This is a genomic window from Ruegeria sp. BHSB056, from assembly GCF_059613305.1.
In genome coordinates this window covers 1-13,683 of the sequence record NZ_JBXWSG010000097.1, presented here as the reverse complement: position 1 = coordinate 13,683, position 13,683 = coordinate 1, and the positions used below count along the sequence as shown (strand labels likewise).

Below are 13,683 nucleotides of genomic sequence, written 5' to 3'. Positions count from 1 at the left end.
GAAAAACTGTCGACAGGCCCAACACAAAGAACAGCGCTGACATGGTTGCCTTGCGCCGGGCGCGGGCCTCATCCTGCATCTCGTTGATCGTGACACCGCTCATATATGCCAGATAGGGCGGCACGATGGGCAGCACACAAGGCGACAGAAAGCTGATCAGGCCACCCAGCAGGGCAACAAACATGGCGGGCAGCAGCCCCGCGTCTATGATTTCTATTCCGAACATGTTTTAGCACATAAGTGATGAATGGCGGTCCGTCACGGGGCCAATGAGTCACATCCTCGTGCTTGGAATCTGGACAATATTACAACTTCGCCCTATCCCGAAAATCATGTCAGAGATTACAGATACGCTGGATGCGCTGGGCCTTCTGTGCCCCCTGCCCGTCCTCAAGGCCCGCAAACGGCTGAAATCCATGCCGCAAGGCTCTGTGCTGCGTGTATTGGCTGATGATCCGGCAGCCATCATCGATGTCCCGCATTTTTGCGCCGAAGCTGGCCACACCTTGCTGTCTCAGGATTTCGACGGCGCACATCAGATCTATCTGATCCGAAAATCCGACTGACTTAACGACAAAAGAAAGGCGGGCAAACCTGCCCGCCCTTTCATCATTTACCCAGCGACCACCATCCGCGCCGTTTGGGCCTGTCGGATTCTGGTTCAGGTTCATCTGCCACAGTTTCAAGCACCGGTTCAGGTTCTGCTGCCACGGGTGTTTCTGCAACGGGCGCGTCTTCGACCGGCTCATCGGCAGATTGAACTGCAGGTTCTTCCACCGCTGCCACCGCTTCAGCCTGTGCAACTTCTTCGGTCTGCTCGGCTACCTCTGTTGCTTCAGGCGCAGCATCCGCGGCCTCAACAGCTTCGCTTTGCTCGGCGACAGCCGCCTCGGCAGGTTCGGCTTCGGCGTCTGAGGCCGCTTCTTCAACCGCGGGTGCATCAGCCCCGGCATCGGCGTCCGTTTCTGCAGGCTGTTCCGCAGCCTCATCTGCTACAGAATCTTTCTTACGACGACGCGGCGCGCGCTTACGCTTGGCAGGTTTTTCCTCTTCGGTCGCTTCGGCTTCGGCTGCCTCGACAGTGGTTTCGGTTTCAGCGGATTCGCCTGTGGCATCCTCCTGCTCTGTCCCTTCACCGTCATCCGCGCCCTGTTCCGGCGCGTCACCATTGCCCCCACCCTTCTTGCGACGACGACGACGGCGCTTGCGCTTGGGTTTGGTATCGTCTTCGTTCGGCGCGATATCCTCTTCGGTTTCTTCCTCATCCGAAGAATCGACCATATCCATCAGCGAGGCATCGACCGAAACGACAGGTGCTATCGCTTCGGGAACAATGCGGCTGGCGGTCTTGAATTTCTCCATCGAGAAATCCGGGCTGACCAGATGCACATCGCCTTCGATCCGTACAGACAGGCCATAGCGCGATTCGATCTGGGCAATGTGTTCGCGCTTCTGGTTCATCAGGAAGTTCGCGATACTGACCGGGCAGCGCACCAGAACCTCGCGCGAGCGGCGGCGGGTGCCTTCCTCTTCGATCTGACGCAGGATCGACAGCGCCATGTTGTCGTCCGAACGGATCAGGCCGGTGCCATGGCATGCCGGGCATGGCTGTGTGGTCGCCTCGATCATACCGGGGCGCAGCCTCTGACGGCTCATCTCGAGCAGGCCAAAACCCGAAATCCGGCCAACCTGAATGCGGGCGCGGTCGGTTTTCAGCTTGTCTTTCAGACGCTTTTCAACGGACGCATTGTTCTTGCGCTCGTCCATATCGATGAAATCGATGACAATCAGACCGGCAAGGTCACGCAGACGCAACTGGCGCGCCACTTCTTCCGCGGCCTCCAGGTTGGTTTTCAGCGCCGTTTCTTCGATCGAGCCTTCTTTCGTGGCCCGGCCCGAGTTCACGTCGATCGCCACCAGCGCTTCGGTCACGCCGATCACGATATACCCGCCAGATTTCAGCTGAACGGTCGGATTGAACATCCCCGCCAGATAGCTTTCCACCTGATAGCGTGCAAACAGCGGTAGTGCGTCCTCGTACCGTTTCACATTCTTGGCGTGCGACGGCATGATCATCTTCATGAAGTCCTTGGCGATGCGGTATCCGCCTTCGCCCTCGACCAGAACCTCGTCGATATCGCGGTTATATAGGTCCCGGATCGACCGTTTGATCAGATCGCCTTCTTCATAGATCTTCGCAGGTGCGATGGATTCCAGGGTCAATGCCCGGATCTGTTCCCACAGGCGTTGCAGGTATTCATAGTCGCGCTTGATTTCCGACTTGGTCCGCTTGGCGCCCGCAGTCCGGATAATCAAACCTGCCCCTGTCGGGACATCAATATCCGCGGCGATTTCTTTCAGTTTCTTGCGGTCAACCGCGTTGGTGATCTTGCGGCTGATCCCACCGCCACGCGCGGTGTTTGGCATCAAAACACAATAGCGACCGGCCAGCGACAGATATGTCGTCAGGGCTGCCCCTTTGTTGCCGCGTTCTTCCTTGACGACCTGCACCAGCAACACCTGGCGCACTTTGATCACTTCCTGAATCTTGTACCGGCGCGGGCGTGGCTTGCGTGGAGGGCGGATGTCCTCGCTGTCATCTTCCTCGGCCACGGTTTCAATCGTGTCATCTTTCGCGGCAGCGTCAGCGTGTTCTTCATCCGCGTCGCCATCTTCTGCGTTCTGGTCATCCTCCGACGATTCAGATGCGTCATCGCCATCATCAGCGCTTGAAGCGTCCGCCGGGTCATCAGAATCCCCTGCTGCGTCGTCTTGCGAAGCCTCAACCGTTTCAGCCTCAGCCTCGTCTTCCGAAGCCGTTTCCCCAGCAGCGTCATCTGACACAGCTTCCGGCGCTTCGTTGTCCTCAGGCTCCTCAACAGGTGTTTCAGCGACGACTTCCATTGGCGATGTCCCTTCGGGCACCTCCATGTCGGCATCGTCTCTGTCGTCAAGGTCGATGGTTTCCATACCCGTCGGCTCGGTCGAAACTTCCATCGTTTCGACCAGATCGTCCGATTTAAGATCCGCGGCCTTCGATCGGGACCGCGAGCGCCGCTTTTTCGGCTTGCCTTCGTCGGCCTCATCCCGCGCCTTCATGGCCTCGGCATAAGCGCGCTCTTCCTCCATCAGCGCCTCGCGGTCGGCGATGGGGATCTGGTAATAGTCCGGGTGAATTTCCGAAAACGCCAGGAAGCCGTGCCGGTTCCCGCCATAATCCACAAAGGCCGCCTGAAGCGACGGCTCAACCCGTGTTACTTTTGCAAGATAGATGTTGCCAGCAAGCTGGCGCTTGTTTTCGGATTCAAAATCGAACTCCTCGACCTTATTTCCGTCAACCACCACGACGCGGGTTTCCTCCGCGTGGGTGGCATCGATAAGCATTTTCTTAGCCATGTGTCCTTGGTGCACCGCGCCAAACGCGTTGTCCTGACCCGTCCAGGTGGACAGGCACATTTGGGGAGGTGTCTTGTCAGGGCGATATTGGACGGCGCGCGGCAGGGTCTGGCGCTGTGGCCCCCTGCCCGGTCACTCAATCGTTGCGCGCGCGTCATCGCGGTTCTTCTCCGACAGGCACGGTTCGCGCCGCCGCCTGCCCATTATTCCTTTCGCCCGACATGTCGGACTCAGGTACTACATTGCCCCAAATGGGGCACAATCGGTCTGCATTGCGGCGAACAATCCGTCATCACCATCAGCAAAGCAGCGAAACTCAATGATTCGGGGCTTATAGACACAAAATCGGCCCGGCCCGTCCGGATACAATAAAAGCAGTCCTGTGGAAAAGACAATGGGCAAACTGCACCGCCCCTAACGCGGCGTGCGGGATCGCCTTCATCTGGCCAAAAATATCCCGGGGGAGTCGCCACAGGCGACGGGGGCAGAGCCCCCGTCCCAAAGTCTACAGATAGTCCGACCGCTGGAGGCCGTACTTGGCCATCTTTTCATTCAATGTCCGGCGCGGAAGGCACAATTCATCCATCACAGACGCAATCGAGCCTTTGTGCCGCCGCATCGTGTTGTCGATCAGCATCCGCTCAAAGGCTTCGACATATTCCTTCAGCGGCTTGCCTTCAGTGGTCATCACCGGCTGCATCTCCTCGTGATCCGACATCAACAGCGAGGCGATCGTTCCGGACCCACGGCGCGATTGCAGCACCGCGCGTTCGGCAATGTTGATCAACTGGCGCACGTTCCCCGGCCAGGGCGCTTGCAACAGTTGTGCCGCTTCCTGAGCGCTTACCTGAGGCGCATCACAGCCGTATTCTTCCGCGAACTGCTCGCCCAGACGGGTGAACAGGGTCAGAATATCCTCGCCCCTCTGACGCAGGGGCGGCATGGTGATGCGCAAGGCGGCCAATCGATAGAACAGGTCAGGCCGCAAGACATCTTCCGACGTTTTTCCAGCCTCCTGCAGGTTCGAGATCGCAACGATGCGTGTCTCGGCCGGTGTGCCCTGCTCGTTCATCACGCTAAGCAGCTTGGCTTGCAGGGAATCGCTGAGCGCTTCGACATCTTCCAGAACCAGCGTCCCGCCCCGCGCCTCTTCGATGGCGGGCAATTGGGCATCTTCCGGCATCATCGGTCCAAACAGACGTTTGGCCAGCGCGTCTTCCTCGAGCGCCGCGCAGGACACCAGCACGAACTTCTTTCCAGCGCGGCTGCCAACCGCGTGCAGGGCGTGTGCAACAAGCGTTTTTCCGGTCCCTGTCTCTCCGTCGATCAGCACATGGCCATCCGCCTGGCCCAGATCGAGGATATCCTCGCGCAGGCGTTCCATAACCGGGCTGGCGCCGATCAGCTTGTTCATGATCTGGGTGCCGCCGGACAATTCCCGGCGCAGCGCGCGGTTGTCCAGCGTCAGACGCCGCGCATTGCTGGCCCTTTTGGCCAGCTCGGACATGCGGTCGGGGTTAAAGGGTTTTTCAAGGAAGTCGAATGCACCAACACGCATCGCCTCGACAGCCATCGGAACATCGCCGTGACCGGTGATCATGATCACGGGCAACGTGCTGTCAGCGCCCATCAGCTTTTTGAGAAGCTGAATGCCGTCCATTCCGGGCATCTTGATGTCCGAAATAACAATCCCAGGATAATCCGGGCCCAACACCTTGAGCGCATCTTCCGCGCTGGCGAAGGTTTCCGTGTCATATCCGGACAAAGCGAGCCACTGACTGATCGACTGGCGCATGTCCTGTTCATCGTCAACAATGGCAATTTTCATGGCTTGTGCCATAGTCATTCCTCGTTATTCCGCGGCTTCAAGGCCGTCGCTTCCCAGTGCAGGCAACTGCATTTCAAACACCGCACCGCCATATTGGCCGTTGCGCGCAGTCAACCGTCCCCCATGGTCGTTCACGATCCCTGACGAGATGGCAAGCCCCAGACCAACACCGTCGCCGGGCTGTTTGGTCGTGTAGAACGGCTCGAACAAGTTTTCGATATCCTCGATTCCGTGCCCGTTGTCGCGTACGGTCAGCACGGCCGTGTCACCCGCTGCCAGGATGATTTCCACATCCGGCTCCGCCACTGATTTGGTGGCGTCCAGTGCGTTTCGCAAGAGGTTGACCATGACCTGTTCGATGCGCATTCGGTCCCCCATCACGATCACGGGTTCCTCTGGTACGATCTGCGTAATCTTCACGTGTCGCTGACGCAATTGCGGCTCCATCATCGACAGGGACGAGGCCAGCGCTTCACCAAGATTTACTGGTGAAAACGCATCTGCCCCCTTGCGTGCATAAGACTTCAGCTGCCGGGTAATTGCGCCCATCCGTTCGATCAGACCATCGATGCGACCAAAGCTGGCAAGGGCCTCTTCCGGGCGGTTGCGGCGCAGCAACAGGCGGGCCCCGGCCAGATAGGTTTTCATTGCCGCCAGTGGCTGGTTCAACTCGTGACTGACCGCGGCCGACATCTCGCCCAAGGCGGCCAGTTTCGAGCTTTGCGCAAGCGTCTGTTCCGCCAAATCCAGCGTCTTTTCAACCCGTTCACGTTCAGCGATTTCCCGCTGTAGCCGTGCGTTCAATGCGCGAAGCTCTGCCGACTCGCGCTGGAACAGGGTCATGCGCAACGTGGCACGGCGGCTCAACGCATAGAACGCAAGCGCCAGAAGAATCGCAAACCCCATGATTTCCAGCGCCAGAACGCTGTTCACCTTTTCCCGGATCGAGGCATAGGTCGTGAACGACGTCATCTGCCAGCCGCGGAACGGAATGCGCGTTTCGATCCGCATTACCGCTTCACCCTGAAGATAGGCATCAGGCGGCAGCGCGGTCCAATCGGTTGTAGCGCGGATGGCGCGCTGGATCGCACCTTGTGGAGGTTGGCGCAACATCGCCGTGTTCTCATCCAGCCCGCGCCACCGGGGTTCCGTAGACAGAATGATGTTGCCAGCGCTGTCGGTAACCATCACTGCATCCGAGATACCGGCCCAAGCGCGTTCGAACTTTTGCAGGTCAACCTCGACGACGATTACGCCCAGAAACTCGGCCCCGTTCTCCAACCGGCGCGAATACACAAAGCTGTATCCGCCTGCGTCCTTGGGAATAACGGAAAATATCGTCGCGTTCGAGCGGATCGCATCCACAAAATAAGGCGTGTTTCGATGCCCTTCCCCCAACCTGCTTCGGTCAGTTGCGGCAACTGTTCGCCCGTCGCTGTCCAGCAATACCAGAGAGGCCGCGCCGATCTCTTCCACAAAGGAGATAAGGCGTTGTGTCGACAGGGTGTAATCGCCTGACTGCAATGCCGAAATCAACGTCGGGTCGCGGGCAAGCAATTGCGGAACAATCGAGTTGCGGCGCAACTCACTCAGCAAGTTGCCCGAATACAGAGTCAGCCGCAGTTCCGCCCGGTTGCGCGTGGATTCGGTGAACCTGTCGGTCAACAGTCGGTTCGTGATCCATACCGTTGCAATTGTCGCGACCAGCAGAACAAGAACCGCCAGCCGCAACCGCCAGCCCAGCGGTGCACCACGAAACGGTTTCAGCATATTTGACCAGCCAGATCGAACTTCGGGGTTCATGGCGAAAGGTTACGCCCCGGCGGGCGAGACCTCAAGTCACGCCGCTTCAAACACACCTGACAATGCGCGGAACAACGCCACCCCGTCTGTGCCGCCATGACCCTGATCCGCTGCGCGTTCGGGGTGCGGCATCATTCCAAGCACGCGGCGGTTTTCCGACAGGATCCCGGCGATATCCCCGACCGAGCCGTTCGGGTTTTCGGCATAGGTGAACGCGATCCGGTCCTGATCTTTCAAAGCGGCCAGTGTCGCGTCATCCGCAAAATAGTTGCCATCGTGGTGCGCAATCGGAATTCCGATCACATCGCCTGCGTTGTAGCCGCTGGTAAACGCGCTGTCGCTGGTTTCGACCTTCAGGCCGACAGTCTTGCAGATATATTTCAGCCCGGCATTGCGCAGCAGCGCGCCCGGCAGGATGCCGGTTTCCGTCAGAACCTGAAACCCGTTGCAAATTCCGACGGCATAACCGCCGCGCTGCGTGTGTTCGACGACGGCCTTGCAAATCGGCGATTGCGCTGCGATTGCGCCGCACCGCAGGTAGTCTCCGTAAGAGAACCCGCCCGGCACACCCACGATATCAATACCTTCGGGCAAAGCCGCGTCTTTGTGCCAGACCATATCGACCTGAAAACCGGCCTGCTCAAAGGCGACGGCAAGATCTCGGTCACAGTTGGATCCGGGGAATACGATTACGGCTGCACGCATGGCGGGCCCTCCTACGAGACAAAATCTGTGACAACCGCAACACCCGGAGGCGTTGGATGGTCAAAAGCGGCAAGCTCGGCGCTTACCTGGTTCAGGGTTATTTTCCGGGTCACCAGCGGGCTCAGGTCGACCCCTTGACCGGTGATCAGGGACAACAGCGACGGGTAGCGCCAGCTTGGCATTCCACGGGTTCCAAACACGGAGAGCTGACCAGAATAGAGCACATCCATCGGCAGCGACATCCGCGCATGGTCCCCTGCGGGCATTCCGATTTGCACCATGCGGCCCATTTTACGCAGGGATCGCATGGCGGAAACGGTCGTGGCTTCGACACCAAGCGCCTCGATCGCAACATGGGCACCGCCACCGGTGATGTCTTTCACCGCCTGTGGGGCATCACATGTCGCAGCGTTGACCACCGCATCGGCGCCCAGAGTTTTGGCATAGGCCAGCTTGTCTTCGGTGATATCGACAACGATTACACGCGCGCCAAGCGCCTTGCCCAGAAGAAGCGTTGATATTCCGACACCGCCGCCGCCAAAGACAGCAATCCACTCACCACCCTGCACCTGCGCCCGGCCAACAAGCGCCTGCCAGGCCGTGGTTACGCGGCACCCCAATGCGGCGGCGATTTCAGGCGCGATGCTGTCGGGCAAGGATGTCAGGTTGGCATCGGCATGAGCCACGGCAACATATTCAGCAAAAGCCCCGTCACAGGTAAAGCCGGGTACGACCTGGTTCGAACAGATTGTCTGATGACCCTGCGCGCAGTCCGGGCAATGCCCACAGGCTAGGATGAAGGGCGCAATCACCCGGTCCCCGACACGCCACCGTGTGACGCGCGTTCCGACCGAGACCACCTCGCCGCAAAACTCGTGGCCGGGTGTCATGGGCAGGACAACGTCGGGGTCTGAGCCCGACCAGGCGTGCCAGTCGGACCGGCACACGCCGCAAGCCAGCACCCGCACCACAACACCGTCTTCGGTGGGAACCGGGTCGGGGATCGTCGACACCTCAAGCGGTTGACGATAGGTGATCAGACGCGCGGCCCGCATTAATCAGACCAGTTCGATCTCGTAGCGTTCGATGACGGTGTTGGCCAAAAGCTTTTCGCACATCTCGGTCACGTCTGCCTCGGTCGCGCCATCGGCAAGCTCAAGATCGATGACTTTGCCCTGACGTACGCCTTCGACCTGATCAAAGCCCATTGCACCCAATGCGTGCCGTACTGCTTCGCCCTGCGGGTCCAGCACCCCGTTCTTGAGCATCACATGAACCCGTGCTTTCATTTTGGCAACTCCAACTGTGGGCCGCATACAAGGCCCATTTCGTTGCGCGGGGGATAGCGCGCCTGATGGGTTTCGACAACCCTGTTTCAAACGCAGTTTGCCGCAGGCGGGTGACGATCCTGCGCCGTCAGATGGACCCGAGTAGTTGTGCTGGCACGGCGGCTGGAAACTTCGGAATAGTCATCTGATCAAACGGCCCGGCCACACGCAAACACCCTGCTCTGCCAATAACTTGGCAAAGGCAAAACGCCGCCCTGAGGGGGCGGCGCTGCTAAGAAGGAGTTTTTAGTTGATCAGCGTCGGCTTGGTGACATTGCTGGCAGGCAGCACACCCAGTCTTCGGGCGACCTCGGAATAGGCATCTGTCAGGCTGCCCAGATCGCGGCGGAATACATCCTTGTCCAGTTTCTGACCGGTCTTGATATCCCACAGGCGGCAGCTGTCCGGGCTGATTTCATCCGCAACAACCAGCCGCTGATAATCGCCTTCAAACACGCGCCCGATTTCGATCTTGAAGTCAACCAGACGGATACCCACCGCCAGCATCACGCCGCTCAGGAAATCGTTCACGCGCAGCGCTAGGCTGAGGATGTCGTCCATGTCCTGCTGGCTGGCCCAGCCAAACGCGGCGATGTGTTCCTCGGTGACAAGCGGATCGCCCAAAGCATCATCCTTGAAGCAGTATTCAACGATCGGACGAGGCAATTGCGTCCCTTCGGCAATGCCAAGACGTTTCGACATCGAACCGGCCGCGTAATTGCGCACGATCACTTCCAGCGGAATGATCTCGCAATTGCGCACCAGCTGTTCGCGCATATTCAGGCGCCGGATGAAGTGGTTCGGAATGCCAATCTGGGTCAGCCCGGTCATAAAGAACTCGGACAAACGGTTGTTCAGCACGCCTTTGCCGTCAATCACGTCCTTCTTCTCGGCGTTGAACGCGGTGGCATCATCCTTGAAATACTGTACGATGGTGCCCGGCTCAGGGCCTTCATACAGAATTTTGGCCTTGCCTTCGTAGATTTTCTTGCGACGCGCCATAAGCGACCTTTCCAGACTGGCGAAAGGGAATGAGTCCCTTCACGTTGGCGTCCTCATAGTGCAAGCCCTGCGTTCCCGCAAGTTCGCTGCCCCGAGGGCCTTTGACGCAGCGCAAATACCTTGCACCCAGAGTGTCCTATTGTCATATCATCAGTGAGAAACGGTAATCCAAGGGGTCCCCAACCAATGACCACATTCGACGAACGTGAAGCCGCGTTTGAAAGCAAATTCGCCCATGACGAAAAGATGCAGTTCATCGCACGGATGCGTCGCAACCGCTTTATGGCTGTCTGGGCGTCCGCGCTGAAGGGCGAAACTGTTGAACAGGCACGGAAATACGGCCAGGAACTGGTTCATACCGACCTGCAGCATGTCGGTGAGGACGACGTTGTCGAGGCAGTCAAGGCCTACCTGGGTGATCTTGCGGATGAAGCCACGATCCGTTCGAAAATGGCCGAGCTTCTGGTTGAGGCCAAAGAACAGGTGATGGTGGAAAGCGAGCACTGATTGCCTGAAATGCAAAATTCATGATCTTCATGAGTTTTATGAAATTGATTTGACGCCCTGGTCATGAGACACGGGGCGTCTCTGTTTTTTTTGCAGCGTTTTTACGCTTTTTCTGGAATAACCCTATGACAAACGCGCTGAGCAAACTTCTGGACACCAAAGACGCCATCCTTGCGGACGGTGCAACCGGGACCAATTTATTTAATATGGGCCTGCAGTCAGGTGACGCGCCTGAGCTGTGGAATGTGGATGCTCCGGACAAGATCAGGGCGCTGTATCAGGGGTCGGTCGATGCGGGCAGCGACCTGTTTCTGACCAATACGTTTGGGGGTACTGCCGCGCGTCTGAAACTGCATGATGCGCAGAACCGCGTGGGCGAGCTGAACCGTATCGGCGCAGAACTTGGACGTGAAATCGCGGACAAAGCCGGGCGCCCTGTAGTTGTGTCCGGATCTGTTGGACCCACCGGCGAGATTATGGAGCCGGTCGGCAGCCTGTCGCATTCCGAAGCGGTTGAAATGTTCCATGAACAGGCCGAGGCTTTGAAAGCGGGCGGAGTTGACGTGCTTTGGGTAGAAACCATCAGCGCACCAGAGGAATTCCGCGCAGCAGCCGAGGCCTTTGCACTGGCCGACATGCCCTGGTGCGGCACGATGAGCTTTGACACGGCCGGGCGCACGATGATGGGTGTCACCTCGGCCGATCTTGCGCTTTTGGTTGAAACCTTGCCAAACCCACCGATCGCTTTTGGGGCCAATTGTGGTACCGGCGCGTCGGATATCCTGCGCACGGTTCTGGGTTTTGCAGCGCAAGGCACAGAGCGCCCGCTGATCTCAAAAGGCAATGCGGGCATTCCGAAATACGTGGATGGCCACATCCACTATGACGGGACACCCGAACTGATGGGTCGTTATGCTGCCATGGCACGGGATTCGGGCGCAACAATCATCGGCGGGTGCTGCGGGACAATGCCCGATCATCTGCGCAAAATGCGCGAAGCGCTGGATACCACTTCGCGCGGCGAGCGTCCGACACTGGATCAGATCACCGAGGCACTGGGGCCGTTTTCGTCGGCTTCGGACGGAACCGAGGACGACGCGGGCCCCGAACGCCGTACGCGTCGCCGCCGCCGCGCCTGACGTTTCTCAACGCCCTTCGAATTTCGGAGGGCGTTTTTCCATGAACGCCACCACGCCTTCAGCAAAATCTCGCGACCGGCCACATTCACCTTGAAGATGCGCCTCGGTTGCAAGCTGCTGCTGCAATGTGTTTTCATACGTCCCGCGAATGGCACGTTTGATCGCGCCATAGGCGGCAGTTGGACCTTTGGCTAGATACTCTGCCCTTTTGTGCCAATGTGCGGCGAACGCATCATCGGGCACAGCTTCCCAGATCATGCCCCATTCTTCGGCCTGTCGGGCGCTGATCTTGTCAGCAAACAAGGCGGCCCCCATCGCTTTGGCCAGGCCCATCTGGCGCGGCATGAACCAGGTGCCCCCGGCATCGGGCAGCAGACCGATACGCGCAAAGGCCTGTAGGAAATACGCACTCTCCGTTGCAATAACCACATCCGCACACAGCGCAAGGTTGGCCCCTGCCCCCGCAGCAGGTCCGTTTACAGCAGCGATCGTCGGAACCGGACAGCTGTGGATGGTTTCCAGCATCGGCTCGTATTCGTCGCGCAATGATCGTTCCAGATCGATCTTACCGGTCGATGATGCATCGCCCAGATCCTGCCCGGAACAAAATGCCGGACCCGCCCCGGTGATAACGATACAGCGCGCTTTAACCGCGGCGTCTTTCATCGCGTGGGTAATCTCTGCCCGCATCCGAGTGGTCAGCGCGTTCATCTTGTCCGGTCTGTTCAGGGTAAGAACCGCCAGACCGTCCGATATGTCCAATAGAACCGTTTCGTAATTCATGAAGACTTTTCCCCTCGCGCCACGTGTTTCAGCACATTTACTTGTCCGGGCAGGATGGGAAAAGCAGAACCAAACGTCAGTCTTCAAGAATTTGGCGAAGGCGTTCCTGTTCTTCTGCGCTTAGAGCTTCGGTTTCACCTGAAACCTGCGCCCTGGCGCGCGTGCGAAGAAAGTTCAACCCGACTGCAGCAGCGATCAGCAACATGATCGGCCCGGCAAGCCACAACAGCAGATTCGAGCCACTGGTGGTGGGCTTGAGCAAGACATATTCGCCGTAGCGGTCAACGATAAACGCGACGGCCTCTTCGTCGCTGTCACCCGCAACCAGGCGTTCACGCAAAAGCAAGCGCAGATCGCGTGCCAGTTCAGCGTTGCTTTCGTCAATGCTTTCATTGCGACATACCAGACAGCGCAATCCAACACTCAGGTCGCGCGCCCGCTGCTCCAGAACAGGGTCGTCCAGAACTTCGTCAGGTTGTACCGCAAACACCGGCGCTGCCAGCAGCAGCAGGATCAGTACAAGGCGTCTCATTCCGCAGGTACTCCGCCAGCTGGTGTTTTTCGCGCACCAGCGGCGACGCGGAACCGCCTGTCGCTCAGGCTGAGGACACCACCGAGCGCCATCAGGATACAACCACCCCAGATCCAGTTCGCCAGAGGCTTGATATAGGTTCGCATGACCCAGCCGCCATCTGCCTGCTGATCTCCGATGACGACGTAAAGGTCACCAAGAAAACGATAGTCAATCGCGGCCTCGGTCGTCGGCATGCGTGCAACGGGATAATCCCGTTTCTCGGGATGCAGCGTTCCAATGGCGCGACCGCCCTTTTCGACCAGAACATCAGCCGTGGTTGAAAAATAGTTCGGCCCCTGAACCCGTCGCACGTCCTGCAACGTCAGTGTGAACTGACCTACTTCGAAGGGCTGGTTCAGCTGCGCCACACGGATATCTTCCGCCTCCCACGCGGTCAGACCGGCAATCGCAAAGATCGTCACCCCAAGGCCTGTATGGGCAACTGCCTTACCCCAATCGGCGCCTGGAAGTCGGATCAGACGTTTGAAGCTGCCATTGCGGCCTGTCCGGCTCCACAAATCAATGGCTGCACCGATTGTGATCCATGCCCCCAGGAACAGGCCTACGGGCCCTAACGCGCTGCGGCCGGTCTGCATGGCCCAAACCAACAGCGCAATC

General features: G+C 58.6%; 14 protein-coding genes. 3 read left to right on the top strand and 11 right to left on the bottom strand.

Going from position 1 to position 13,683, the window contains the following annotated elements; genetic code table 11:
- Positions 1–226, bottom strand: a 226-nt coding sequence (locus AC2FND_RS17435) for a cytochrome c biogenesis CcdA family protein (protein ID WP_496771090.1), incomplete at its 3' end; no start/stop codon positions are given.
- A 106-nt stretch (positions 227–332) separates the two neighbouring features.
- Here AC2FND_RS17435 and AC2FND_RS17430 point away from each other — a divergent pair.
- On the top strand, positions 333–566 hold the full coding sequence (locus AC2FND_RS17430) for a sulfurtransferase TusA family protein (RefSeq protein WP_209504009.1): 234 nt from the start codon (positions 333–335) through the stop codon (positions 564–566).
- 43 nt (positions 567–609) lie between these two features.
- Here AC2FND_RS17430 and AC2FND_RS17425 read toward each other — a convergent pair whose 3' ends face one another.
- From AC2FND_RS17425 to purC, 7 genes are all read right to left on the bottom strand, one after another.
- Positions 610–3,396 carry an Rne/Rng family ribonuclease gene (locus AC2FND_RS17425; RefSeq protein WP_496771089.1) on the bottom strand — a complete coding sequence of 929 codons (2,787 nt, stop codon included), beginning with the start codon at positions 3,394–3,396 and terminating at the stop codon, positions 610–612.
- Between the two features lie 505 nt (positions 3,397–3,901).
- Positions 3,902–5,236 carry a sigma-54-dependent transcriptional regulator gene (locus tag AC2FND_RS17420; protein WP_209504011.1) on the bottom strand — a complete coding sequence of 445 codons (1,335 nt, stop codon included), beginning with the start codon at positions 5,234–5,236 and terminating at the stop codon, positions 3,902–3,904.
- A 12-nt stretch (positions 5,237–5,248) separates the two neighbouring features.
- On the bottom strand, positions 5,249–6,994 hold the full coding sequence (locus AC2FND_RS17415) for a sensor histidine kinase (protein WP_496771088.1): 1,746 nt from the start codon (positions 6,992–6,994) through the stop codon (positions 5,249–5,251).
- 69 nt (positions 6,995–7,063) lie between these two features.
- On the bottom strand, positions 7,064–7,732 hold the full coding sequence (gene purQ / locus AC2FND_RS17410) for a phosphoribosylformylglycinamidine synthase subunit PurQ (protein ID WP_209504013.1): 669 nt from the start codon (positions 7,730–7,732) through the stop codon (positions 7,064–7,066).
- Between the two features lie 11 nt (positions 7,733–7,743).
- Positions 7,744–8,787, bottom strand: a complete 1,044-nt coding sequence (locus AC2FND_RS17405; RefSeq protein ID WP_496771087.1) for a zinc-dependent alcohol dehydrogenase family protein — start codon at positions 8,785–8,787, stop codon at positions 7,744–7,746.
- Positions 8,788–8,790: 3 nt separating this feature from the next.
- Positions 8,791–9,021 (bottom strand): phosphoribosylformylglycinamidine synthase subunit PurS, encoded by a 231-nt coding sequence (gene purS / locus AC2FND_RS17400; protein WP_117872765.1) that lies wholly within the window; start codon positions 9,019–9,021, stop codon positions 8,791–8,793.
- Between the two features lie 285 nt (positions 9,022–9,306).
- Positions 9,307–10,062 carry a phosphoribosylaminoimidazolesuccinocarboxamide synthase gene (gene purC / locus AC2FND_RS17395; protein WP_209504015.1) on the bottom strand — a complete coding sequence of 252 codons (756 nt, stop codon included), beginning with the start codon at positions 10,060–10,062 and terminating at the stop codon, positions 9,307–9,309.
- 186 nt (positions 10,063–10,248) lie between these two features.
- On the opposite strand from purC, the gene AC2FND_RS17390 reads away from it, so the two are divergent.
- Entirely contained in the window at positions 10,249–10,569 is a 321-nt protein-coding gene (locus AC2FND_RS17390) for a DUF1476 domain-containing protein (RefSeq protein WP_209596151.1), read from the top strand.
- A 125-nt stretch (positions 10,570–10,694) separates the two neighbouring features.
- Complete coding sequence (bmt, locus tag AC2FND_RS17385; RefSeq protein WP_496771086.1) at positions 10,695–11,708, top strand: betaine--homocysteine S-methyltransferase; 1,014 nt, start codon at positions 10,695–10,697, stop codon at positions 11,706–11,708.
- A 6-nt stretch (positions 11,709–11,714) separates the two neighbouring features.
- On the opposite strand, the gene AC2FND_RS17380 is transcribed toward bmt, so the two are convergent.
- The 3 genes from AC2FND_RS17380 to AC2FND_RS17370 all read right to left on the bottom strand — a co-directional run.
- Positions 11,715–12,491, bottom strand: a complete 777-nt coding sequence (locus AC2FND_RS17380) for an enoyl-CoA hydratase-related protein (protein WP_209504018.1) — start codon at positions 12,489–12,491, stop codon at positions 11,715–11,717.
- Positions 12,492–12,567: 76 nt separating this feature from the next.
- A complete protein-coding gene (locus tag AC2FND_RS17375) occupies positions 12,568–13,023 on the bottom strand; it encodes a cytochrome c-type biogenesis protein (protein WP_496771085.1) in 456 nt (151 codons plus the stop codon).
- The coding region (locus tag AC2FND_RS17370; protein ID WP_496771084.1) for a cytochrome c-type biogenesis CcmF C-terminal domain-containing protein at positions 13,020–13,683 on the bottom strand (664 nt) is incomplete at its 5' end. The genes AC2FND_RS17370 and AC2FND_RS17375, both read right to left, overlap by 4 nt.

Coding starts and splice junctions, on each gene's coding strand:
- purC (WP_209504015.1), bottom strand. CDS start 10,062: ATGGCGCGTCGCAAGAAAATCTACGAAGGCAAGGCCAAAATTCTGTAT.
- AC2FND_RS17420 (WP_209504011.1), bottom strand. CDS start 5,236: ATGGCACAAGCCATGAAAATTGCCATTGTTGACGATGAACAGGACATG.
- purS (WP_117872765.1), bottom strand. CDS start 9,021: ATGAAAGCACGGGTTCATGTGATGCTCAAGAACGGGGTGCTGGACCCG.
- AC2FND_RS17430 (WP_209504009.1), top strand. CDS start 333: ATGTCAGAGATTACAGATACGCTGGATGCGCTGGGCCTTCTGTGCCCC.
- AC2FND_RS17380 (WP_209504018.1), bottom strand. CDS start 12,491: ATGAATTACGAAACGGTTCTATTGGACATATCGGACGGTCTGGCGGTT.
- AC2FND_RS17375 (WP_496771085.1), bottom strand. CDS start 13,023: ATGAGACGCCTTGTACTGATCCTGCTGCTGCTGGCAGCGCCGGTGTTT.
- purQ (WP_209504013.1), bottom strand. CDS start 7,732: ATGCGTGCAGCCGTAATCGTATTCCCCGGATCCAACTGTGACCGAGAT.
- AC2FND_RS17390 (WP_209596151.1), top strand. CDS start 10,249: ATGACCACATTCGACGAACGTGAAGCCGCGTTTGAAAGCAAATTCGCC.
- AC2FND_RS17415 (WP_496771088.1), bottom strand. CDS start 6,994: ATGCTGAAACCGTTTCGTGGTGCACCGCTGGGCTGGCGGTTGCGGCTG.
- bmt (WP_496771086.1), top strand. CDS start 10,695: ATGACAAACGCGCTGAGCAAACTTCTGGACACCAAAGACGCCATCCTT.
- AC2FND_RS17425 (WP_496771089.1), bottom strand. CDS start 3,396: ATGGCTAAGAAAATGCTTATCGATGCCACCCACGCGGAGGAAACCCGC.
- AC2FND_RS17405 (WP_496771087.1), bottom strand. CDS start 8,787: ATGCGGGCCGCGCGTCTGATCACCTATCGTCAACCGCTTGAGGTGTCG.